The 23,699-nt window shown below is 73.7% G+C and carries 2 protein-coding genes (1 of these 2 cut by a window edge); both read right to left on the minus strand.

All coding sequences use genetic code 11. From position 1 onward, the window contains the following. Positions 1 to 5,934 (minus strand): SDR family NAD(P)-dependent oxidoreductase, encoded by a 5,934-nt coding sequence (locus tag GR130_RS23225; RefSeq protein ID WP_159506481.1) that lies wholly within the window; start codon positions 5,932 to 5,934, stop codon positions 1 to 3. Beyond that, on the minus strand, positions 5,931 to 23,699 hold the 3' portion of the coding sequence (locus tag GR130_RS23230; protein WP_159506482.1) for an SDR family NAD(P)-dependent oxidoreductase. The gene runs 6,393 nt beyond the window's last position; only the last 17,769 of its 24,162 coding nucleotides appear in the window; the start codon falls outside the window, past its right edge; the stop codon is at positions 5,931 to 5,933. The genes GR130_RS23225 and GR130_RS23230 overlap by 4 nt, the downstream gene beginning before the upstream one ends.

Raw genomic sequence — 23,699 nt, forward strand, 5'->3', positions numbered from 1 at the left:
TCAGTTGCCCCCCTGTTCGGAGGTTCCCGGGGCGGTGGCTTCCTCGGCGGCGTAGAGCCGGTCGCAGAGGCGCATCAGCTTGTCGAGCGACTGCGGGGCCGTCATGACCTCGGCGTGCATCGAGGTGTCGACGTCGATGGTGAAGAAGTCGTCGATCCGGTCGGCCCACTCCCGCCAGTACGTGATGCCGTCGACGACGGGGAGGTCGGGGTTCGGGAAGAGGACCATGTGCTCCTCGAAAGCGCCGAAGAACTTGCCGCCCCGGTTGCGCAGGTAGTAGCAGCGCAGTCCGTCGCGCCGCGGCAGGGGGTCCACCGCGTACGTCTCGCCCTGTGTGGCCTCCAAGTAGCGGGACAGCTGCCGGACTCGGGAACGCAGCTGGGTCTCGGTCTTGCCGATGCCGCGGGCGAGAGCGGCGTCGATCAGGGAGTCGAGGAACGCCGTGGTGTCCAGGGTGGCGTCGACCTCGTCACGGCGCAGGATCGGGGTGGCGCCGCCGTGCGAGTCGAAGCGGTTGTTGCCGAGGATCAGGTTGACGGCGCGGAAGTCGCTCACCTTGGTGACCACGTCGGCGTCGAAGTTCCCGCCCACGATGAGGGCGTTGGCCTTGTTGGTGGATTCGGCGTCGAGCGTGTCCAGCATGACCAGCGTGCGCACGTCGGCGCCCTTCAACTGGAGCTGCCGCACGGTCTCGTACGCGAACAGGCCGCCCAGGGAGAACCCGCCCAGGTCGTACGGGCCCTCCGGCTGTACGGCGAGGATGACGGACGCGTAGTACTCGGCCATGGCGTACTGCCCGGTGAGGATGTCGGTGGAGTCGATCCAGCCCTTCGGCTGGATGCCGTAGAAGGGGCGCGGGCAGCGGGCGGCCAGCGGGGCGTAGGACTCCACACCGCCGTTGCCGTGGTGGACCCAGAACACCGGCCGGCCGGAGGTGACGCCGTTCATCCGGACCAGTTCGGGGAAGTCGTGCGGCGACGCGGGCTCGGCGCGTCGTACCGGGGCCGGTTCCGGTGCGACGGCTTCAAGGGCCGGTGCGACGGCTGCCGGGGTCTCCTCGACCCTGGCCGTCCGAGCGGGCTCCGGGGCGGCCGTACCGGTGTCCCGGGAGGCCGTGCCGGTGATCGCGTCGACGATCTCCTGCACCGTTGCGCAGTCGGCGATGACGTCGAGGGTCAGTGACGCGTCGAGGTGTGTCTGCGCCTGGCTGAGGAACTGCATCATGAAGATGGAGTCGAAGCCGTAGTCGCCCAGGGACTTGTCCCATCGCAGGGTCTCGACGTCGACCTCCAGCAGCGTCGCCATGAGGTCCGCGACGACGGCTCCCACGTCCGACGGCTCGGCCGGCTCGGGGACCGGTGCGGTGGCCGGTGTCGTCGCGGCGGCCGACGCGGGTTCGGCAGTGGGCGCCGGCTCGGGACGCACCGGCAGGAAGCGCTCCCGCATCCGGGCCCGGTCGCCGTCGAGGGGGATGACGCTGGGCAGTCCGGTCGCCCAACCGCGGTCCAGGGCGTCGATGCCCACGGACGCGCGCATCGGCCGCATGCCCACGGACTCCAGGAGCTGGACGGTCGACGGATCGGCGCCCATTCCGCCCTTCTCCCACAGCGGCCAGTTCACGACCAGGGTGCGGCCCGACCGGCTGCCCCGGTCCACCAGGGAGGCGCGGTGGGCGGCGTATCCGTCCATGAAGGCGTTGGCGGCCGCGTAGTCGGCCTGTCCGACGTTGCCGAAGGCGGCCATGGAGGAGAAGCCGATGAAGCAGTCGAGCGGGACGGAGGCGGTCGCCTCGTCGAGGTGGCACAGCCCTGCCACCTTGGCCGCGAACACCTCCCGGAGGTCGTCCGCGGTCTTCCTGGCCACGAAGCCGTCGCGCAGCACTCCGGCGGCGTGGACGATGCCGTGCAGCGCGCCGTACTCGGCCCGGACGGCGCGTACGGCCTCGGTCACGTCCGCGCGGTCGGCGACATCGAGCACACGGTAGTCGGCCCGGGCGCCCAAGTCGCGCAGTGCGGTGAGCAGTTCCTGCTGTGCGGGGCCGAGCGGGGTGCGGCCGCACAGGACGAGGGTGGGGGTCGCGACGCGGCGGGCGATGTCCTCCGCGAACAGGGCGCCGAGCCCGCCGGCGCCGCCGGTCAGCAGGTAGACGCCGCCGTCGCGCCAGGGCAGTACGGGGGCGACCGGCGCGACTTCGTGCCACTGGGAGACCTGCCGGCGTCCCCCCTCGTAACGCACGGCCTCCTCGGCCGTGTCGGCGCCGTCGCGCCGCAGCCGTCCGGCCAGCTCGGACACGGCCAGGTCGCCGTCGCCGTCCAGGGCGATCCACTGCGTCAGCAGCTTGGGATGCTCCATGCGCGCCGTGCGGAGCATGCCGCTCAGCCCGCCCAGCCAGGGCGTGCGCGCGGGGGTGACGACCTGGATCAGGCGCGGCGGCCGGGCGGGCTCCTGCGCCTTGGCGCGCAGCAACTCCAGCAGCCGCTCGGCGTATTCGGTGTAGCGGGTGCCGGTCTCGCCGCGGGCCTGCCAGGTTTCGCAGGTGGCGCCGTCCAGTGCCGTGCCGAGCGCGGTGGCGTCCATCGCCGGGAGTTCGCACAGGACGACGTGCCGCTCGACGTCGTCGCCGGGCTGCTCCGGTGCCGCGCTCTCGCGCCAGTCCGCCTGGATCAGCAGTGCGGGCGTGGCGGTCGGCTCGGCGGCGCGGGGCGCCGGGCCCGGCTTCCAGCGTGTGCCGAAGCCCAGCAGGCGCACGCAGACGTTGCCCTGCGTGTCGCAGAGGTCGATGTCCAGCCGGCGTACGCCGGTGTCGCGGCGGTCGTCCCCGGCTCGGCGCACAAGTGCCCAGCCCTCGGCCGGAGTCGGGGCCAGGACCTGTACCTCGCGCACGGTGAACGGGAGCGCCGTCCCCTCCGGGGCGTCGCCGGGCTCGCCGAGCGCCAGCCCCACACTCGCCTGCAGGGCGGCGTCCAGCATGCCCGGGTTGAGCGTCAGCGAGGATGCCGCGGCCTCGGGGAGGAGCAGGCGCGCAAGGGCGGTGTCCCCATCGTGGTACAGCTCCTGCACGGCCCGGAACGCGGGGCCGTATCCCATCCCCGTGCGCGCGAGCAGCGCGTAGCACTCGGCGCCGTCGCGCCGGGACGGGAGGTTCGCGCGCAGTGCGTCGATGTCGTGGGTGTCGTCGGAGGCGAGGAGGGCGGGGTCGGCGTGTGCGGAGCCCTTCGCGTGCAGGACGCGGTCGCCGGCACCGTGGGCGTACACCTCGAACCCGCCGGCCGGATCCACGTCGACGGAGAGGGTGCGCGGTCCCGTCGCCTCCAGGGGACGCAGCCAGGTCACGTCGCGCAGGCGCACGCCCGTGGCGGTGGCTCCGGGCCTGGCCCGGACGAGCGCGTCGCGCGCGAACTCGAGGTAGGCGGCGCCGGGCAGGACGGGGGTGTCCCCCACCCGGTGGTCGCGCACGTAGAACTCGTTCCCGGTCAGGTCGCGGCGGTGGGACGACGGTGCCGGGCTCGGCGCCGCGGCCACCGGTGCCGGGGTCCGTGTCGTGCTCTTCGCGTCGGCGATCCAGTAGCGCCGCAGCGTGAACGGGTAGGCGGGCAGCGGGATGCGCCGCATCGGCCGGCCGGCGTACAGGCGCCGCCAGTCCACGTCGAAGCCGGTGACCCAGAGCTTGAGCAGGCGTCCGAGCTTGCCCTTGGCTATCCAGCTGTCGATGGCGAGGGCGATGTCGTCGTCGCCGGCGAGTTCGTTCCACGGTGCCTGGCGCTGCGCCCGCCCGGTGTGCAGGCCCGGTGCGCTGCCGCCGTCGAGGAAGGCGTCCAGCCGCTCGCGCAGGTCGGCGAGCGAGGGGGTCAGGAAGGCTAGGCGCTCCTCCATCGCGACGCGGCCCACCTGAAGGGTGTGGGCGAGGTCCGGCAGGTCGGACTCGCCGACCCTGCCCGAGGCGATCCAGTCGGACAGCTGCCGGGCCCGGGCCCGCAGCGTCTCGGGCTCCGGGGCCGACAGGACGACGGCCACCGGGCCCGGTGTGCTCACCGGCGGTACGGTGCGCGGCACGTATTCCTCAAGGACGACATGGGCGTTGACGCCGCCGAAGCCGAAGGAACTCACCCCGGCCCGGCGCGGCAGCTCACGGCCTTCCGCGTCGTGCAACGCCGGCCAGGGCTGGCGCTCGCGTACGAGGTGGAACGGGCTGCCGCCCAGGTCGATGTAGGGGTTGACGGTCTCGCAGTGCAGGCTCTTGACCAGCGTGCGGTGCCGCATCTGCAACAGCACCTTGATCACACCCGCGACACCCGCCGCCAGTTCGAGATGACCGATGTTCGTCTTCACCGAACCGACGCCGCAGTGCGCCTCCTCCACCACCGCGCCCTGCTCCTCGTACAGCTCCCGGAAGGCCGCCTTGAGCCCGTCGATCTCGATCGGGTCGCCGAGCTTGGTGCCGGTGCCGTGGGCCTCGATGTAGCCGACCGTCCGCGGGTCGATGCCCGCGGTGCGGTAGGCGCGCCGGATCAGCGCGGCCTGGGCCTTGGGGTTGGGCGCGGTCAGGGAGCTGCCCCGGCCGCCGTGGTTCTCGGCCGTCGAGCGGATCAGACCGTAGATGTGATCGCCGTCCCGCTCGGCCGCCGACAGGCTCTTGAGCACCAGCATGCCCACACCCTCACCACGGGCATAGCCGTCCGCCCCCTCCGAGAAGGTCTTGCACCGGCCCTCGGGGCTCAGCATGCCGGACTTGCCGAAGCTGACATGGCCGTCGGGGATCACCATGGTGTTGACGCCGCCGACGACGGCCATGTCGCACTCGCCGCGTTCGATCGAGACGACGCCGCGGTGCATGGCGACCAGGGAACTCGAACAGGCGGTCTCGACGGGCTCGCTCGGACCGTGCACGTCCAGGAAGTAGCTCATCCGGTTCGGGCCGACGGAGGGGACACTGCCGGTGGGCGTGACGCTCCCGCCGCGGCCGGTGCTGCGCTCGGAGAGCAGGCCGTAGCCGGTGTCGCCGGTGCCGACGAACAGGCCGAGGCTGCTCCCGGCCAGGGAGTCGGCGGCGTAGCCGGCGTCCTCCAGCGCCTTCCACACGTACAGCATCAGCAGGCGCTGCTGCGGGTCCATATGGACGGCGTCCCGCGGAGCGATGCCGAAGAACAGCGGATCGAAGTCGGCGACGCCGTCCATGAAGCCGCCCCACTTCACGTTGGTGCGGCCCGGTTCCTGGAGGGGGTCGCCGAAGAGGGCGCGCCAGTCCCACCGGTCGGCGGGGACTTCCGCGATGCAGTCACGGCCGTCGCGCAGGTTCCGCCAGAAGGCGTCGAGGTCCTCGGCCTGGGGGAACCGGCCGCTCATGCCCACCACCGCGATGGGGTCGTCCCGCCGGTCGGCCGGCGCGGGGTCGGGTACCGCCGCCGATGCGGGGACGGTCGCGGGCGGCACAGGCATGCCAACGGGTCCGACGGACCGGGGCTCCGCGGCGGCGCCGGGCGACCACAGCCCCAGGCGGGTGGCCAGCGCGGGTCCGTACTCGTCGGTCAGGTGGGTGCCGAAGGCACGGATCGTCGGGTGCTCGAACAGCACGGTGGGCACGAGCTCCAGGCCGAGGGAGTCGTTCACCATGTTCACCAGCTGGGTGATGACGAGGGAGTCGAGCCCGTACTCGCTGAGTTCGACGTTCACGTCCAGGTCGGCCGTGGTGACCTTCAGCAGCTCGCAGACCTTCTCCACCACGACGGCGCAGACCCGTTCGGTCAGGTCCTCGGTGTCGGCGATGTCAGCCGGCCGTGCGGCTTGCGCCGGTGTCTGCTCCTGCGACGGTGTCTGCTCCTGTGCCTGTGCCTGCTTCCAGTCGCGGAGCAGGCGGAGCGCTTCGTCCTGCCCCACCTGTCCCTCGCGAATGAGCCGGTGCAGGTCGTCCAGGGATGTGATGCGGGTGGTGCTCATGCCAGGCTCCTCTTGAATTCATCCGCGCTCAACTCGCGTCGGCCAATGGCTTCGATCAGGTCCAGCAGGTGGGCGTCGTCGGCCCCCGACGACGGCTCGGGGGCGGGTGCGGCGAGCGGGGTGGGCTCGCCGTCACCGGTGGGCTCGCTGCCGCCGAGTGTGCGGACGCTGAAGCCGCGGACGCGTACGCACACCTCGCCGTCGTCGTCGCAGAGGTCGAGGTCGAGGCGGCGCACCGCGCCCCCGTGGTCGTCCTCGGCGAAGCGGACGACACCCCAGCCGGTGCGCGGGACCGCCCGCAGCACCTCCAACTCGCCCAGGGCGAACGGCAGTGCCGTGCGCGGCGTGCCGGGGTCGTCGAGGAAGAGGCCGACCGTGGCTTGCAGAGCGGCGTCGAGCATGCCCGGGTTGAGTACGCAGCCGTCGTCGCGGGACGCGGCGGCGGGCAGCTTCAGCCGCACCACCGACTGCCGCGACCCGGCGTGCAGGCGCTCGATGCCGCGCAGCGCCGGGCCGTAGGCCATGCCGATGCCGGTGAAGCGCGCGTAGCAGCTCGCGGCGTCGAGCACGGGGCCGTCGCACTGCGCGCGCAGGGCCGCGAGGTCGAGCCGCTCGGCAGGGGCTTCGGTGGCGCGCCGCAGCTGGCCGCGGCCGAAGGCGACACGTTCGCCGTCCTCGTCCACCGTGTACACCTCGTAGTTGAGGCCGCCGTCGGCCCGGGTGGTCAGCGCGGTGTGCACATCGGTCGCCTTCTCGACGGTGAGCGGGCGCAGCCAGGAGGCCAGCTTCAGCGACCAGGCGCGTTCGTCGCCGCCGGCCGCCTGGACCGCGGCCGCGCGCGCCATCTCCAGGTAGGCCACTGCCGGCAGCACCGGCACGGCGTCCGCGGCGCTGTCGGAGGCGGTGGGCCGGAGGCCGGGTCGCCAGCCGGCGACCGTCTCCCGCACCCGGGTTCGCACGCGGTGGTCGGTCAGGAAGAACTCGCGGCCGGTGAAGTGCGAGGTGTAGCGGTGTTCGTTGAGGTCCGACGTGTTCGTGTGCACCAGCGGGTGCAGTGCCGCCGGTTGCGTGCCGTTCGCGGGGCGTGTGGTGTCGACCCAGTAGCGCCGGAGGCGGAACGGGTAGGTCGGCAGGGCGATCCGGCGCGGGCGGCGTCCCTTGTGGAGGCGGTCCCAGTCGAAGGGGGCGCCGTTCACCCATGCCTGAAGCAGGCGGGCCCAGTCCTGCCGGCCCGCGGTGGCGTGGTCGTCCCGCGGGCCGAACCCGGCGGGTGCGTCCGGCAGATCGACGCCGCGTGGGACCGTGCCGCGGAAGACGTCGGCCGCGGGCTCGCCGCGCAGCCAGGACTCCAGCGCCTCCCGCAGTTCGTCTGTCGTGCGGACCAGGCATGCGAGGCGCTCGGTCATGGGCGTGCGTCCGGTCTGAGTGGTGTGGGCGATCGCCACCATGTCGGTGTCGTCGTAGTCGCCGCGGCGCAGGACGTCCACCCAGCGGGCGGCGAGTTCGCACAGCACGTCGGGGTGGTTCGCCGACAGGACGACGGGGACCGGTGCGGCGGGCGCCCGGTCCGGCTCGGGGGCGGTGTGCGGCACGTATTCCTCAAGGACGACATGGGCGTTGACGCCGCCGAAGCCGAAGGAACTCACCCCGGCCCGGCGCGGCAGCTCACGGCCTTCCGCGTCGTGCAACGCCGGCCAGGGCTGGCGCTCGCGTACGAGGTGGAACGGGCTGCCGCCCAGGTCGATGTAGGGGTTGACGGTCTCGCAGTGCAGGCTCTTGACCAGCGTGCGGTGCCGCATCTGCAACAGCACCTTGATCACACCCGCGACACCCGCCGCCAGTTCGAGGTGACCTATGTTCGTCTTCACCGAACCGACGCCGCAGTGCGCCTCCTCCACCACCGCGCCCTGCTCCTCGTACAGCTCCCGGAAGGCCGCCTTGAGCCCGTTGATCTCGACCGGGTCTCCGAGCTTGGTGCCGGTGCCGTGGGCCTCGATGTAGCCGACCGTCCGCGGGTCGATCCCCGCCTTCCCGTATGCCTCCCGCAACAGGGCGGCCTGGGCCTTGGGGTTGGGCGCGGTCAGGGAGCTGCCCCGGCCACCGTGGTTCTCGGCCGTCGAGCGGATCAGACCGTAGATGTGGTCGCCGTCCCGCTCGGCCGCCGACAGGCTCTTGAGCACCAGCATGCCCACACCCTCACCACGGGCATAGCCGTCCGCCCCCTCCGAGAAGGTCTTGCACCGGCCCTCGGGGCTCAGCATGCCCGCCTTGGAGATGCTGATGTGCCCGTCGACGCTGACCATGGTGTTGACGCCGCCGGCGATGGCCATGTCCGACTGGCCGTCGCGGATGGCCTGGACGGCACGGTGCAGCGCGACGAGCGCACTCGAACAGGCCGTGTCGACGGGCTCGCTCGGACCGTGCAGGTCGAGGAAGTAGCTCATCCGGTTCGGGCCCATCGAGGGGGCCGCGCCGGTGATGTCGTATCCCTCGATCACCGGCGAGTACCGGGTGACGAGGGTGCTGTAGCCGGTGCTGGTGGTGCCGGCGATCAGGGCCGTGTTGGAGCCGGCGAGGGCGCCCGCCGCGTACCCGGCGTCCTCCAGCGCCTTCCACACGTACAGCATCAGGAGCCGCTGCTGCGGGTCCATCAGCTCCGCTTCCTTGGGTGAGATGTCGAAGAACAGCGGGTCGAAGTCGCCGACGCCGTCCATGAATCCACCGGAGGTCACGTGGGAGGTGTTGGGCTCCTTGAGGGGGTCGCCGTAGTGGGCGCGCCAGTCCCAGCGGTCCGCGGGGACCTCACGGGTGCAGTCGCGGCCCTCGCTGAGGTTCTCCCAGAACGCGTCGAGGTCGTCGGCCATCGGGAAGCGGCCGCTGATGCCGATGACGGCGATCGGCTCGTTCCCGGGCGCGCCCGTACGGGAGTTGGCGGTGACGGCTGCGGCGGGCTCCAGGGCGGCCGGGACCGCGGCGCGCGGTGCGTTCGGCCGCCCCGCGGTGGCGGCGACGCGGTCGGCGTGGTGGTCGAGGAGGTGGTCGACGACCCCGTCGAGGGTGGGGTTCTCGAAGAACAGGGTCGGTGCCAGCGAGAGCCCGAACTCGGCGTTGAGTTCATTGGCGAAGCCGATGAACGAGAGGGAGTCGAAACCGTAGCGGGTCATCTCGGCCGTGCCGGTGATCCGCTCGGCGGGCACGTCCAGCAGGGTGGACACACGGGCGATCAGCTTCTTGAGCAGTGCCCGGTGCCGCTGCTCCCGGTCGGCCGCCGCGACCGGCGCGGCGCCGCTTTCGGGGCCGGCGGCGCGCTCGGGCGCAGGAGCCGGCGGGACCGTCCCGAAGCGATCGGGGTGGTTGTCGAGCAGATGGTCCACGACCTCTCCCAGGGTGAGGTGTTCGGGGAAGGGCTTGGGCTCGGGCGGGAGCCCGAACTCCGTGGTGAGGCGGGCGGCGAACGCGGTGAGCGAGACCGGGTCGAACCCGTACTCGCTCAGTTCCACCGCGCCGTCGAACTCCGCCGCCGGCACGCGCAGCACGGCGGAGGCGTGGCCGATGGCCCGGCCGAGGACCTTCGCGTGCAGGTCTGCGCGGTCGGGTGCGGTCACCGCCGGTGCGGTGCCGGTGGGCTCCGGGGCGGCCAGGAGGGTGGCGTCGATGCGGGCGCGGTCGCCGAAGACGGCCAGGACGTGCGGGTCGCCGGTGCCATAGGCGCGTACCAGCGCCTCCACACCGTGCGGCGCGCGCATCGGCACCATGCCGACACTGTCGTGCAGGCGGCGTTCGGTGGCGGCGTCGACCGTCATGCCGCCGTCGGCCCACAGGGGCCAGCCGACGACCAGGGTGCGGCCGTGGCGCTCGCCCCCGGCCACCCGCTCGTGGCGGAGGCCGGCGTAGGCGTCCATGAAGGCGTTGGCGGCCGCGTAGTCGCCCTGGCCCTGGTTGCCGTAGGCCGACAGGGAGGAGAATCCGATGAAGCAGTCCAGGTCGAGGGCGGCGGTGGCCTCGTCGAGGTGGACGAAGCCGGCGACCTTGGCGGCGAGGACCTCCCGCAGCTCTTCGGCGGTCTTACGGGCCAGGTAGCCGTCGCGCACCACGCCGGCGGTGTGCACGACGCCGTCGAGGCGGCCGTGCTCGGCGACGACGGTGCGCACGCAGGCGGTCACGGCGTCGCGCCGGGCGACGTCCAGCACCCGGTAGGTGGCGGAGGCTCCCAAGCCGCGTAGTTCGCCCAGGAGTTCACGCTGCGCGGGGCCTTCCGGCGAGCGCCCGCAGAGCACGAGGGTGGCGCCGGGCGCCTGCCGGGCGATCTCGCGGGCGAACAGTGCGCCGAGCCCGCCGGCTCCCCCGGTGAGGAGGTAGACGCCGCCGGCCTTCCATGGGCGGGCCGGCGGGGCGTCGTCGACGGCCGTCCACTGCGGCACCTCGCGCCGGCCGCCGGAGTACCGCACGGCCACGTCGTCGGCGCTCGCCGCGTCCTGGCGCAGCCGCTCGCACAGCGCCGCGGTGTCGACGGGCGTCTCCACCTCGACGAGTTGGGCCAGCAGCCCGGGGTGCTCCATGCGGGCCGTGCGCAGCAGGCCGCCCAGGCCCGCGAGGACCCGGTTCTCGCCGTCGGCGGGGACGACCACCTGGAGCAGGACCCGGCCGTCGCGGGTGGCCGGGACGAGTTGCCGGAGCCGGGCCAGCACCGTCTCGGCCTGGCGGGTGAAGCGGCGGGCCAGGTCTCCTTCGGCGGGCAGTGCGGTGCAGGGGACACCGAGCCCGTCCCGGACCGCTGCGGGGTCGGTGCCGGCGAGTCCGCCGAGCAGCACCTCGTGCCGCACCGGGGGCGGCGAGGTCCGGGTGGGCTCGGCCGGGCGCCAGCCGGCGCGCATCAGGGTGAGCGTCGCGTCCCCTGTGTTCTCCCTTCCGGCGGGATCGTCACCGGTGGACAGGATGCGTGCGGTGAACCCGCGCAGGCGTACGCACACCTCGCCGTCGTCGCCGCACAGTTCGATGTCGATGCGGCGCACGGCTCCGCCGTGGTCGCCCGCCGCGGGCCGCACCACCGCCCACCCGTGGTCCGGGCCGGGCGCGAGCAGCTGCACCTCCTCCAGGACGAAGGGCAGTGCCGCCGCCACGCTGTCGGTGTCCTCGGCCAGCGACAGGCCCAGGGTGGCCTGTACGGCGGCGTCGAGCATCGAGGGGTGCAGGTCCCAGTCGGCGCCGTCCCGGGCGGCCTGCGGCAGGCTCAGGCGGGCGACGGCCAATCCGGTGCCGACGTGGATCCGCCGGACGCCCCGCATGGCCGGGCCGTAGCCGATGCCCATGCGGTCGAAGAGCCGGTAGCAGTCCTCGTGTTCCACCGTGCGCAGGTCGCACCGGGTGCGCAGCGCGGCGATGTCCAGGCGTGCGGGTGCCGGCGCCGCGCACCGTTCGATGCGTCCCTGCCCGTGGACCACGGGCGGTTCGCCGTCGGACGCGGTGGTGATCTCGTAGGTGAAGGCGCCGTCCCCGCACGGCCGCAGCGCGATCTCGACGGGGGTCGGCTCGGTGATCCGTGCGGGGCGCGACCAGACCACGTTGCGCAGGCGGGCGTTGGCGGGGTCGACGCCCTCGGCCCGGGCCGCCGCGTACGCCAGCTCCAGGTAGGCGACGCCGGGGAGCACCGGTGTGTTGCGCACCCGGTGGTCGTCGAGGAAGAACTCGCGGCCGGTCAACTCGACGGCGAAGGACGGCGAGCCGGGATCACCGGTCAGCCGGCGGCCTTTCAGCGGCGACGGGGCCGCGACGGGGGCCGGGGTCGCGGCGGGGGCCGCCGGACGCGATCCGATCCAGTAGCGCTCGCCCGCGAACGGGTACGCCGGAAGGGACACGATGCGGAAGCCGCCGTCGTCGAAGAGCGCGGCGAATCGCAGGTCCTGGCCCCGGGCGAAGAGCCCGGCCAGCTCGGTGAGGCCGTCGTGACCGTCGGGCTCGGCCATCAGGCGGCCGGCGCGGGCCTGCACGGCGGGGTCCTGGCGGCGGTGCCCGTCGGGCGCCTCGCCGGTGACGACGTCCTCGGCCCGGCCGTCGCGCAGCCAGGTCCGCAGGGCGGCGACGAGTTGCTCGCGGTCGGTGGCCACGCACGCCCAGCGGTGGCTGCAGTGGCGGCGGCCGGTGGCCAGCGTGTAGGCCACCTCGCCCAGGTCCAGGTCCTCGTGGGCGAGGAAGTGGGCCAGCAGCCGCTCGGCCTGGGCGCGGCGGCCGGCGGCGTCCTGTGCCGACAGGACGATCAGCCAGCCCTGCCGCGGCCGGTGCCCGGCGGTCCGCACGGCGGGGGCCTGTTCGATCAGTGCGTGCGCGTTGGTGCCCGCGGCGCCGAACGAGCTGACGCCGGCGCGGCGCGGACCGTCGGCGGGGGCGGGCCACGGGCGCAGTGCGGTGTTGACGTAGAAGGGGCTGCCCTCCAGCGTGATCGCCGGGTTGACCCGCTGGAAGTGCAGCGACGGGGGCAGTTGCTCGTTCCTGAGCGCCAGCAGCACCTTGATGACGCCGGCCACGCCGGCGGCGAACTGGGTGTGCCCCAGGTTGGTCTTGACGGACCCCAGGGCGCAGCCGCCCTCGGGCGCGTCTGCGAACGCGGCGCGCAGGGCCGCGAATTCGATGGGGTCGCCCAGCGGCGTGCCGGTCCCGTGCGCCTCGATCAGCTGGATTCCGGCGGGGTCGACGCCGGCACGCTCGTGGACGCCGCGCAGGAGGCGTTCCTGCGATCCGGCGCTGGGTGCGGTGAGCCCGTTGGTGGTGCCGTCCTGGTTCATGCCGGAGCCGCGGATCACGCCGTAGACCTGGTCGCCGTCGCGCAGCGCGTCGGCGAGCCTCTTGAGCACGACCACGCCGGCGCCCTCCCCCGGCACGAAGCCGTCGGCGCGCTCGTCGAAGGTGTGGCAACGCCCGTGGGCGGACAGCATGTTGGCCCGTACGGCGGACCGGTAGAAGATCGGCGTGGACTGGACGAAGACTCCGCCCGCCAGCGCCATGGACGTGTTGCCCAGGCGGAGGTCCTGGCATGCCTGGTGAACGGCCACCAGCGAACTGGAGCAGGCCGTGTCGACCGACAGCGCGGCCCCCTGCAGGTCGAGGAAGTAGGAGATCCGCGAGGCGATGACCGAGGAGATGTTGCCCCACAGTGTCTGCGGTGGCGCGTCGTCGCCGATCAGCTGCTGGTAGTCGCTGGGCGAGCCGCCGACGTAGACGCCGCAGCCGCGGCCGTCGAGCCGTTCACCGGCGTATCCCGCATCCTCCAGGGCGTGCCAGCACTCCTCCAGGAAGATCCGCTGCTGCGGGTCGGTGTAGGTGGCCTCCTTGCCGGACATGCGGAAGAACCAGGCGTCGAAGCGCTCGATGTCGTCGACGAAGCTGCCGAACTGGCGCGGGGCGTCCGCGCCCAGCTCCTTTTCCATGTCCCAGCGGGTGACCTCGCCCACCAGGTCGTCGCCCGCGGCGAGGTGCGCCCACAGGGCGGCGGCATCGGGCGACTGCGCGAAGCGGGCGGCGATGCCCACCACGGCGATGCCGTCGTCGGCCGGGCCGTCCGCAGGGGCCGCAGGGGCATCGGGGGCCTCGACGGGGACGGCAGGAACAGCTGGGGCAGCAACGGGAGTTCCGGCGGAGGCGACAGGGGCGGCGGGCTGAGCCTCGGCGGCGGCGTGCCCGTGGTCATCCCGCGCCGGGGCCGCTCCGGCCTCGGCCTGCGGGGCGCGCAGCGCACCGCAGGACCGCACCTGTGCCCCGTACCGGGTGACCAGGTGGTCCGTCAGCCGGTCGAGCGAGCTGTGCTCGAACAGTGCGGTGCTCGGCAGGTCGACGTCGAGGGCGTTGTTCACCGCCGCGACGAGCTTGACGCTGAGGATCGAGTCCACGCCGTAGTCGGAGAAGGACGCCTGCGGGTCGATCTCGTCGGGCTCCATCATGAGCACACGGGAGAGTTCGGCCAGCAGGAGGTCGCCGGCCAGGTACCGCACGGTCGCCTCGTCGCTGTCCGGCGCCGGAGGCGCGGGGGCCGGCCGGGCCGGCTCGGGTGACGGGGCGGCGGCAGGGCCGTTCGCGGCCTCCGGAGACCGGTGGCGCCGGCTCGGGGCGGCGGCCGTCGGCCAGTAGCTCTTGCGCTGGAACGGGTAGCTGGGCAGCGGCGTGCGGCGCACGTCGAGACCGGCGAACAGCGGCGCGAAGTCGACCTGTTCGCCGTTGAGGTACCGGGCCCGGGCGCGCTCCGGTGCGGTGTCGCCGCGCCCACCCGCGGTCTCGCTCCGCCCGTCGGCCAGCCATCCCTCCAGCCGGAATGCGAGCGTGTCGCGGTCGGCGGCGACGAATGCCGCGCGGTGGGTGAAGTGGTCGCGGCCGGCCGCCAGGGTGTAGCTGACGTCGGTCAGCGCGGCGTCGGGTGCGCGGCGCAGGTACGCGAGCAGGTCCTCGGCGCGGCGGCGCAGCGCCTCGGGCTGCTGGGCGGACAGGACGAACAGCAGCTCGCCCTCCGCCGCCCGGCGCCCGTCACGGTCCGGAGCGTTCTCCACGACCATATGGCCGTTGGTGCCGCTGAAGCCGAACGCGCTCAGGGCCGCGACGCGCCTGCCCTGGCCGTTGGGCTGCCACGGCCGCAGCGTGGTGTTCACGTGGAAGGGACTTTCGGTGAGTCGGATCGCGGGGTTGGTCTCGTAGTGGTGGAGGGACGGCGGGATCTGGCCGTGGCGCAGGGAGAGCACGACCTTGAGCAGGCTCGCGACGCCCGCGGCGGAGGTGGTGTGGCCGAGGTTCGTCTTGATCGAGCCGAGTGCGCAGGTGTCGCTGCCGCCGGCCGTGCCGAACGCGGCGACCAGCGCCCGGCATTCGATGGGGTCGCCGAGCTGGGTGCCGGTGCCGTGCGCCTCGACCATGCCGATCTCCGCCGGGTCGATGCCGAATTCGGTGTGCACCTGGCGGATCAGGCGCTCCTGCGACACGGCGCTGGGTGCGGTGATGCCGTTGGTCGCCCCGTCCTGGTTGACGGCGGAGCCGCGGATCACGGCGTGGATGTGGTCGCCGTCGGCCAGTGCGTCCGACAGGCGGCGGAGCACCACGACACCCACGCCCTCGCCGGGGACGAATCCGTCGGCGGCGGCGTCGAAGGTGTGGCACTTGCCGGTGGGCGAGAGCATCCCGCCGCGGCCGGCCGCCAGGTAGGTGTCGGGGGTGGTCTGGACGCTGACGCCTCCGGCGAGGGCCATGTCGGTTTCGCCGCTCCACAGGCCCTGGCAGGCGAGGTGGAGGGCGACCAGTGAGCTGGAGCAGGCCGTGTCGACCGCGATGGCGGGGCCCTGGAGGTTCAGGTGGTAGGCGATGCGCGCCGGTACGACCGAGGGCGCGGTGCCCCATGCCGCCTGTGCGGGCGGCGCGTCCTCGAACCACTGGGGGTAGTCGCCACCGGTGCAGCCGACGTAGACGCCGCACCGGCGGCCGTCCAGGGAGGAGCCCGCGTAGCCGGCGTTCTCGATGGCCGTCCACGCCTGTTCGAGGAACAGCCGCTGCTGGGGGTCGGTGTAGGTGGCTTCGAGGCCGGTCAGGTTGAAGAAGCGGGCGTCGAACCGGTCGATGTCGTCGAGGAAGCTGCCCGCCCGGCAGGAGAGTTCGTCCTGGCTGTAGCCGGAGAGATCCCACCGTTCGACCGGGCCGACGAGGTCGCGGCCGGCGGCGAGGTGCTGCCAGAGGGCGTCGGTGTCGTCCGACTGCGCGAAGCGGCCGCTGATCCCGACGATGGCGATGGGTTCGCGGCCTTCGGGGCGCGGCGGTGCTCCGGCGACATCCGGTGCGGGCACCGGTGCCGCTGCGGCGGGTGCCGGTGCCGCCGGGGCGACCAGTTGCGGCCGGTGGCTCTCGACGATGTGGGCGGCGAGCTGCGTCACGCTGCGGTGGTCGAAGATGACGGTGGTCGGCAGGTCGGTCCCGAGCTGCTGGTTCAGGCGCTGGACGAACCGGACGCCGACGATGGAGTCGAGGCCGTAGTCGGCGAACGCCCGGTCCGGGCCGATCCGTTCGGCGGGCATGCGCAGCGCGTCGGCGAGTTCGGCGAGGACCACGTCCAGGACGGTCCGGGCCGCAGCGGACGCGGGGGCCGCAGCCGCCGCCGTCGACGGCTGAGCCGGCCGGGCCGGCGGGCTGCTCACCTCGGCCGTTCCGGAGGGCAGGCGCGGGCTGCGGGCGAGACCGTCGCTGTGAGCCACGACGACCTGCTGTCCGAGCGCCAGGGCGTCTCGCGCGGGGTGGCGGATGCCGGTGAAGCCCTCCTGCTCCAGTACGAGTTGCCAGGCCGCCGGCGACAGTGCGGGACTGCCGGGCACCCGCAGTTCGGCGTCGTCGTGGAGCCACCAGCCGTCGAGCAGGCCGAAGGTGAGGTGGTTGACGAGGTAGAAACTGCTGATCTCGTTGAGGGCCAGCATTCCGTTGCCGCGCAGCAGCGCCTTGGCGTGCCGCACGGCAGGGCGGATGTTGTCGGTGGCGTGCAGCACGTTGGCGGCGATGACGACGTCGAAGGCGCCGGTGTCGAGCCCCTGGTCGTGCGGGGGCCGGGCCGCGTCGAAGATGCGGTACGTGAGGTGGTCGCGGCCCGGTCCGAAGGTGTCCTGGGCGTTCTGCAGGAAGGCCGGGGACAGGTCGGTGAAGCAGTACTCGGCCAGGGCGAGCCCCTCGCGGGCGAGGCGTTCGAGCACCGGGCCCGTGGTTCCGCCGGTCCCCGCGCCGATCTCCAGTACGCGCAGGCGGGCGCCCGGTTCGGCGTCCCGGCGTGCGCGCAGGAACGCCGCCACGTGTTCGGCGAGGACGGCGTTGAAGTGCGCGGCCACGCGGTTGTCGCGGTAGACGCCTTCGACGAGGGAGAACTCCCCCTGGGGGAACAGCACGTCGGTGGCGCGCACCCGGCCGCGCAGGATGTCGGCGAGCGCGGGCAGCGTCTGGTCCAGCAGGTGCAGCGGTGCGCGCAGATCGGGGTTGGCGGCGGCCCAACGGGGCGTCCGCGCGGCCCAGTCGGCGCGGCAGGCAGCGGCGTCCCGGGCGGTCGGGCTGCCGGTGCTCCAGCGGCCCTGATCGTCGATCATTCCGTGCTCGGCGAGCGTGCGCAGGGTGGCCGCGAGCCAGCCGTCGAACCGTGCGTCGACGCCCTGCTGTTCCGTCCACCGGGAGATGCCGTGGCGCGGCTCCTCCAGTCCCGCCCGGCGCAGTTCGGCGGCCAGGCGGCGGAGCAGGCAGGCGTCGATCTCGCCCGGGACCGGGCCCGCGTGGTAGGCGGCCAGGTCGGTGGGCAGGGCGAGGGCCGCGGCGCCGTCGCGGGCCGCCGCGCCGTGCGCCTGCGGGGTCAGCGTCTCCGCGGTGAGCACCCCTTCGACGGGCAGCGGACGGCCGAGGCGCATGAAGCCGATCTGGTGGAGCGGTCCGGCCAGCAGGCGCTCCAGTGCGCCCATCGCCGTGGCCGGGTCGATCGGCGCCAGTCCCATGGACGTCACGTCGCGCAGCAACTCGTCGGGGACGTTGCCCCAGTAGCCCCAGTTGACGACCTTGACCCGGCAGTCCAGCGCCTCGCGCAGGGCGGCGGCGTGCGCGTCCTCGAAGGCGCAGGCCGCCGAGTAGTGCGCCTGGTGGGAGTTGCGGATGAAGCTCACCAGCGAGGAGATCAGGAGGACGAAGTCCAGGCGGTGGCCGGCGAAGACGTCGGCGAAGTGCACGCACGGGTCGACCTTGGCCGCGAGGGTGGCCTCCAGTTCCTGCTCGGTCATCCGGGCGAGCGGCGTGTGGCTGAACACCATCGCCAGGTGCACCACGCCGTCGATGCGGCCGTGGCGGCGGACGACCTCGTCCCGCATGCGGGCGAGCGCGCCGGGGTCGGAGGCGTCGGCGGACAGGTAGACGGGGGTCCGCCCGCCCGCCGCGGCCCGGGCCGCCCTGGCCCGGATGTCGTCGTCCTCGGCGCGGCGGCCGACCCATACGACGTGTGCGTGGTGGTGCCGTACGAGGTACTCGCTGAGCAGTACGCCGAGGTCGCCCGCGCCGCCGATCAGCACGTAGACGCCGTCGCGGCGCAGCACCGGCTCGGCGGGCGGCGGGGTGGCGTCCACCGGCAGCAGCTGGCGGCGCAGCCACTGTCCGCCGCGGCGGGCGAGCGGGTGTGCGCGGCGGTCGGCGGGCAGCGCGAAGACCTCGTCGGCGGCGAACGGTTCGCCGTCGGCCAGGTCGACCGCGCGGATCCGCCAGTGCGGCTGTTCCTTGGCCAGGCCGCCGAGCAGGCCGTGCAGGCTCGCCTGCGCCGGGTCGGCGGTCCCGGAGCCGCCCGCGTCGAACGCGCCGCTGGTCAGGAGGGTGAGTCCGAGCCGCTGTTCGTCCCGGGTGAGGGCCAGTGCCTTCAGGACGCGGAACATCCGGCGGATCGCCGCGCGCTGCGTGCCGATCTGAGCCTCGGCGTCCTGGGCGGCGGCCCCGGTCGGGAACCGCATGACGACGTGGTCGAAGTCGCCCAGGGCGGCGAGTTGGTCCCGTACCTCTTCGGCGGAGGACGCCGCGGTGTCCAGCACCGCGGTCTGCGGGCGGTGGTCGGTCAGCTCCGTGAGGACCTCCGGTTCGAGGCCGATCGCCACCACGCGGGAGGCCGCGGACGGGTAGGGGCTGCCGCGCAGCAGCCGGACGGGTTCCCAGACGGGGTGCAGGGTGAGGTCGCCGGCCGGCAGCTCGTAGGAGTGGGCCGGCCGCGCGGGCGGTGCAGGTGGGGCGGGCGTCGTCGCGGGCGCGGTCTCCGCTGCAGGCTGCGGGGCGGCGGGCTGCGGTGCGGTGTCGCCGAACGTGGCGGGGATTGCGGGGAGTTGCGGGAGTTCGGGCAGTCCGTCGGTGTACCAGTAGCGCTCCCGGGCGAACGGGTAGCCGGGCAGTGGGACCTTGCGCGGCTTCGGTCCCTCGTCGTACAGGCGGGCCCAGTCGACCGTCAGGCCGCTGGTCCATGCCTCGGCCAGGGGCGCCGGCTTTCCGCGCCGTGCCCAGCGCCCGACCGTCTCCTGGAAGTCCTCGTCGGTGAGGAAGTCCTGGACCGCGCCGGCCCGTTCGCCGCCGGTGTCGAGGTACGCGCCGGCGGGCAGCCCGCGGCCGAGCGCGCAGGCGTCCAGCGCGTCCACCAGGGCGGGAAGCGTGCTGACGACCGCCGCGAACCGTGCGGCCATCGCCTCGCGGCCGACCTGCAGCGTGTAGGCGATGTCGGGCAGGTCCGCGCTGCCGAACCGCTCCGTCCGCAGGGTGTCGCGCAACCGGCCGGCCGCCTCGCGCAGGCGCTCTCCGTCGAACGCGGACAGCACCACGACGACGGGTTCGCCACGGTGCGCGGGCGCCTCGGGCGCGCGGTCACTCCCGGCGTGCTCGTCGATGAACTCCTCGACCACGAGGTGGGCGTTGGAGCCTCCCGCGCCGAACGAGGAGAGGCCGCCGAGGCGCGGGCGTCCGCCGGTCCTCGGCCAGGGCGCGGCCTCCCGCTGGAGGACGAAGGGGCTGTCGGCGAAGTCGATGTTCGGATTGACGCGTTCGGCGTGCAGGGACGGTACGAGCGTGCCGTGCCGCATCTGCAGCAGCAGCTTGGCCAGGCCCGCGATACCCGCCGCGGACTCCAGGTGGCCGATGTTCGACTTCGCCGAGCCGATGGCGCAGAAGTTCCGCGCGTCGGTGAACTCGGCGAAGGCGGCGTTCAGTCCGGCGATCTCGATCGGGTCGCCCAGTGCGGTGCCGGTGCCGTGCGCCTCGATGCAGCCGATGTCGCGGGGGTCGACTCCGGCCCGGCGCCAGGCGCTGCGGATGACCGCCGCCTGCGCGAGCGGGTTCGGCACGGTGAATCCGTGCGTGTGCCCGCCGTGGTTCACGGCGGTGCCGCGGATCACGCCGAGGATGCGGTCGCCGTCGGCGACGGCGTCGGCGAGCGGGCGCAGCAGCACCGCGCCGACGCCCTCGCCGGGCACGTAGCCGTCGCCGCCCTCGCCGAAGCTGCGGCAGCGGCCGTCGCTGGAGGCGAACTGTCCCTCGCCGATCATCAGGTACTTGCCGGGATGAACCGACAGGTTGACCCCGCCGGCCAGCGCGACGCCGCACTCCCCCCGCTGCAGGGCGGCGCAGGCGAGGTGGATCGCGGACAGCGCCGAGGCGCACATGGTGTCGACGGTGGCGCTGGGGCCGCTCGCGTCGAGGAAGTACGAGACGCGGTTGGCGATGGACGCCAGGCTCCCCGGCACGACGACCGGCTCACCGCGCACGCTGTGTTCGGCGCCGTGGAGCTGGTACTCGGAGTACATCGCGCCGACGAACACCCCGATGTCGCCGGCGTCTTCGGCCACTCGGGCGCGGGCGGCGGCACGCAGGGCGTCACGCGTGTAGCCGGCGTCCTCCAGCGTGGTGTGGGCGCACTGCAGGAACAGCCGCTCCTGCGGGTCCATCGTGGACGCGGCCTTCGGCGCGATGCCGAAGAACAGCGGGTCGAACTCGTCCACCCCGTCGAGGAAGCCGCCCCACTTGCTGTAGGTCCTGCCGGGCACGCCGCGGCGCGCGTCGTAGTAGCGGCTGTGGTCCCAGCGCCCGGCCGGGATCTCGGTGATGCTGTCCCGGCCGTCGAGCAGGTTCTCCCAGAAGGTGTCCAGATCGGGTGCGCCGGGGTAGCGGCCCGCCATGCCGACGATCGCGATGGCCGTGCCGTGCTCGGCGCGGGGCGACCTGGCCGGCTCCGGCACCACGGCCGGCTCCGGCTCACCGGCCGGCCGCGGCTGATCCGCGGGCTTCGGCCCCTCGGGCGGCGCGAGTTGCCCGTCCGTGGACGCCGCCGTCCCGTCGCCCAGGCCGACCAGCGCCGCGAGCGCGTCGGGCTGGGTGCGGAGGAAGTGCCGGACGAGGCCGTCGACCGTCCGGACTTCGAAGAACAGCGTGCTGCCGACGTTGTCGAGGCCCTTGCGGACCGCTTCCGTCAGCTGGACGACCAGGATCGAGTCGATGCCGTAGCGGTCGAAGGACACGTCGGCGCGGATGTCGGCGACCGGCAGCCGCAGCGTGTCCGCGACGAGGCCGCGGAAGTAGTCGCGGGCCAGGTCCGCCAGCAGTGCGTCACGGTCGGCGGCGGCCGGGGTGGCGGCCGGCGGCGTGGCGGGCTGTTCCGCCGCCGCGGCTCGCGGCCGGTCCTCCGGGAGGGTGCCGCGGAAGGCGGACTCGCCGTCCGGGCGCGGCTGTCGGACCGCGCCGTCGCTCTCGGCGGCGATCACCTGTTGGCCGAGGTCGTCGGCGCCCTCGGCGGCGACGAACGCCCCGCGGAAGCCCACCTCGCCGAGGACCCGCCGCCAGCTCTCCGGCGCCAGGCCGGGAGAACCGGGGATGCGCGGCGCCGGGTCGTCGTAGAGCCACCAGCCGTCCAGGAGGCCGAACGTGAGGTGGCTGAAGAGGATGTTGTCGCTGAGCTCGTTGAGCAGCAGCAGGGCGTTGGGGCGTGCGGCGGCCTTGGCGTTGCGCAGCGTCCTGCGGATGTTGCGGGTGGCGTGCAGCACGTTGGTGGCGATCACGACGTCGTACTCGCCGGCGGCCACCTCCTGGCCGGCGAGCGGCAGTTCGGCGTTGAAGAGCCGGGTGTCCAGGTACGGGGCGAGCTCGCCGTACTCCCGCTGCGCGTGCAACAGGAACGCCCTGGAGATGTCGGTGTAGCTGTACTTCTCGATGTGCCCGGCCCACGGCCGCAGCCTGCGGAAGACCGTGGCGCTGGTGCCGCCGGTGCCGGCGCCGATCTCCAGAATGCGCAGGCGCGCGGACGGGTCGTCCGCCAGCCGCCGTTCGAGGTGGGCGACGAGGGTGTCGGCGAGCACGTCGTTGAAGTAGTCGGCGACGGGGTTGTTCTTGTAGACGCTCTCGACGAGTTCGAGCGAGGCGTTGGGGAACATCACGTCGGTGGCCGGGCGGCGGCCGGTGAGGATGCCGGTCAGGGCGCGCAGCGTCGTGTCGACGAGGATCGCCTGGGGGCGTTTGGCGGCGTCGGCCAGCCACGGCTGTCGCGCCCGGTCCCAGTCGGCCCAGGCGTCGTCGAGGGATCCGGTACGGGTGTCGAGGGCCGCGTACCGGTCCGCGCCGTCGCGGCGCAGGTGGCCCGCGTCGGCGAGTACGGCGAGGGTGTGCTCGGTCCAGCGCTGGTAGCGGTCCTCGATGCCGCCGACGGCGCGCCATTCGGCGGCGGTTGCCGCGCGGCCGTCGCGGAACAGGCCCAGGGACTGCAGCAGTGCCCGGGTGATGCGGACGAGCGCGTCCTGCATGGCCCCGGCGTGCCCGCCGGCCTGTTCGCGCAGCCGCGCGATCTCGGCGCCGCGGTCGGGGCGGGCCTCGCGCAGCGCGCCGATCAGGGACGGGGTGGTGACGGCCGGGTGTGTGAGGGCGTCGGAGTCGTGGAGGCCGTCGATGCTGCGGGTGTCCGTGGCCTTGAGGAGGGCGAGTTGGGGGTACGGGGAGGCCAGCAGGGCGTCGAAGGCGGCCATGCCCTCGTCCGGTTCGATCGAGCCCAGGCCCAGCTGTGCCATGCGCTGCCGGTAGCCGTCGGCGGTGACGACTCCGACTCCGGCCCAGTACCCCCAGTTCATGACCTTGACCGGGCAGTCGAGCCGGGTGGACAGGTGCTCGGCGTAGGCGTCGGCGAAGGTGCAGCCCGCCGCGTAGTTGGCCTGGCCGGGGGCCTTGAAGAAGCTCTGCATGGAGGAGAAGAACGCGACGAAGTCCAGCGGTTGGCCCGCGAAGGCGTCAGCGAGGTTGACGGCGATGTCGGCCTTGGCGGCGTAGGTCGCGCGGAACCGGTCCTCGTCCATCCTCGCGAGCGTCTGGTCGCCGAGGACGATCGCGGTGTGCAGGACCGCGCGCACCGGGCCGTGCCGCCGCACGATCTCCTCGCATGCGCGGCGCAGGGCGTCGCGGTCGGTCGCGTCTGCCTGCACGTAGTCAGGCATGGGGCCGTGGGCTGCGAGGGCTTCCTGCCGGGCGGCGATGGCGGCGTCCAGCGGGCGGCGTCCGATCCAGACGACCCGGGCGCCGTGACGTCGCATCATGTGCTCGGTCCACACGGTGCCGATGCCGCCGGCGCCGCCGATGGCCACGATCACGCCGCCGGGCTCACGCGGGGCGGGCCGCACGCCGGGCCCGTGTGTCTCCAGCAGGCGCAGGCGGTACCACTCGCCACGGCGGTGGGCCAGGGCCTCGCCGCGGGGGTCGGCGGGCAGGGCCAGCAGGGCAGGCCAGGGCACCGGGGCGTCCGCCGCGACGTCGGCGACGCGGATCCGCCAGTGCGGGTACTCCTTGGCCAGGGTGCCGGCGAGGCCGTGCACCCCGGCGTGGGAGGGGTCGGCGCCGGTGTCGCCCGGCAGCAGGCGCGCCTGCCGGGTGACCAGGGTCAGGCCCGTTTCACGGGCGTCGGCGCCGCCGTCCAGCAGCGCCTTGACGAGGCGGAAAACGGCGATCGCGGCGTCGTACCGCGCGGTGGCAGGCTCGCCGGTGGGGCCGGTCGGGGCGAGCCAGAAGACGTGCTCGACACCGGCGGGCAGCCGCGCGGCCAGCCGGTCGGCCGGCTCCTCGGCGCGGGCGTCCAGGACGGTGGCTTCCGGGTAGTGGCGGCGGAGTCCGTCCTGTTCCTCGGCGGTGCCGCCCAGCAGCACGACGCGGGTGCGCGGGTGGGGCCACGGCGCGGCGGGCGCGGCGGGCAGGGCGTCCCACACCGGTGCCAGCAGCGTCGCGCGCGGAGCCTCGCCGGC

This window comes from Streptomyces sp. GS7, assembly GCF_009834125.1.
GTDB lineage: Bacteria > Actinomycetota > Actinomycetes > Streptomycetales > Streptomycetaceae > Streptomyces.

What these genes read in the sequence shown, in the direction of transcription:
- GR130_RS23225 (WP_159506481.1), bottom strand. Translation starts at nt 5,934, where the DNA reads ATGAGCACCACCCGCATCACATCCCTGGACGACCTGCACCGGCTCATT.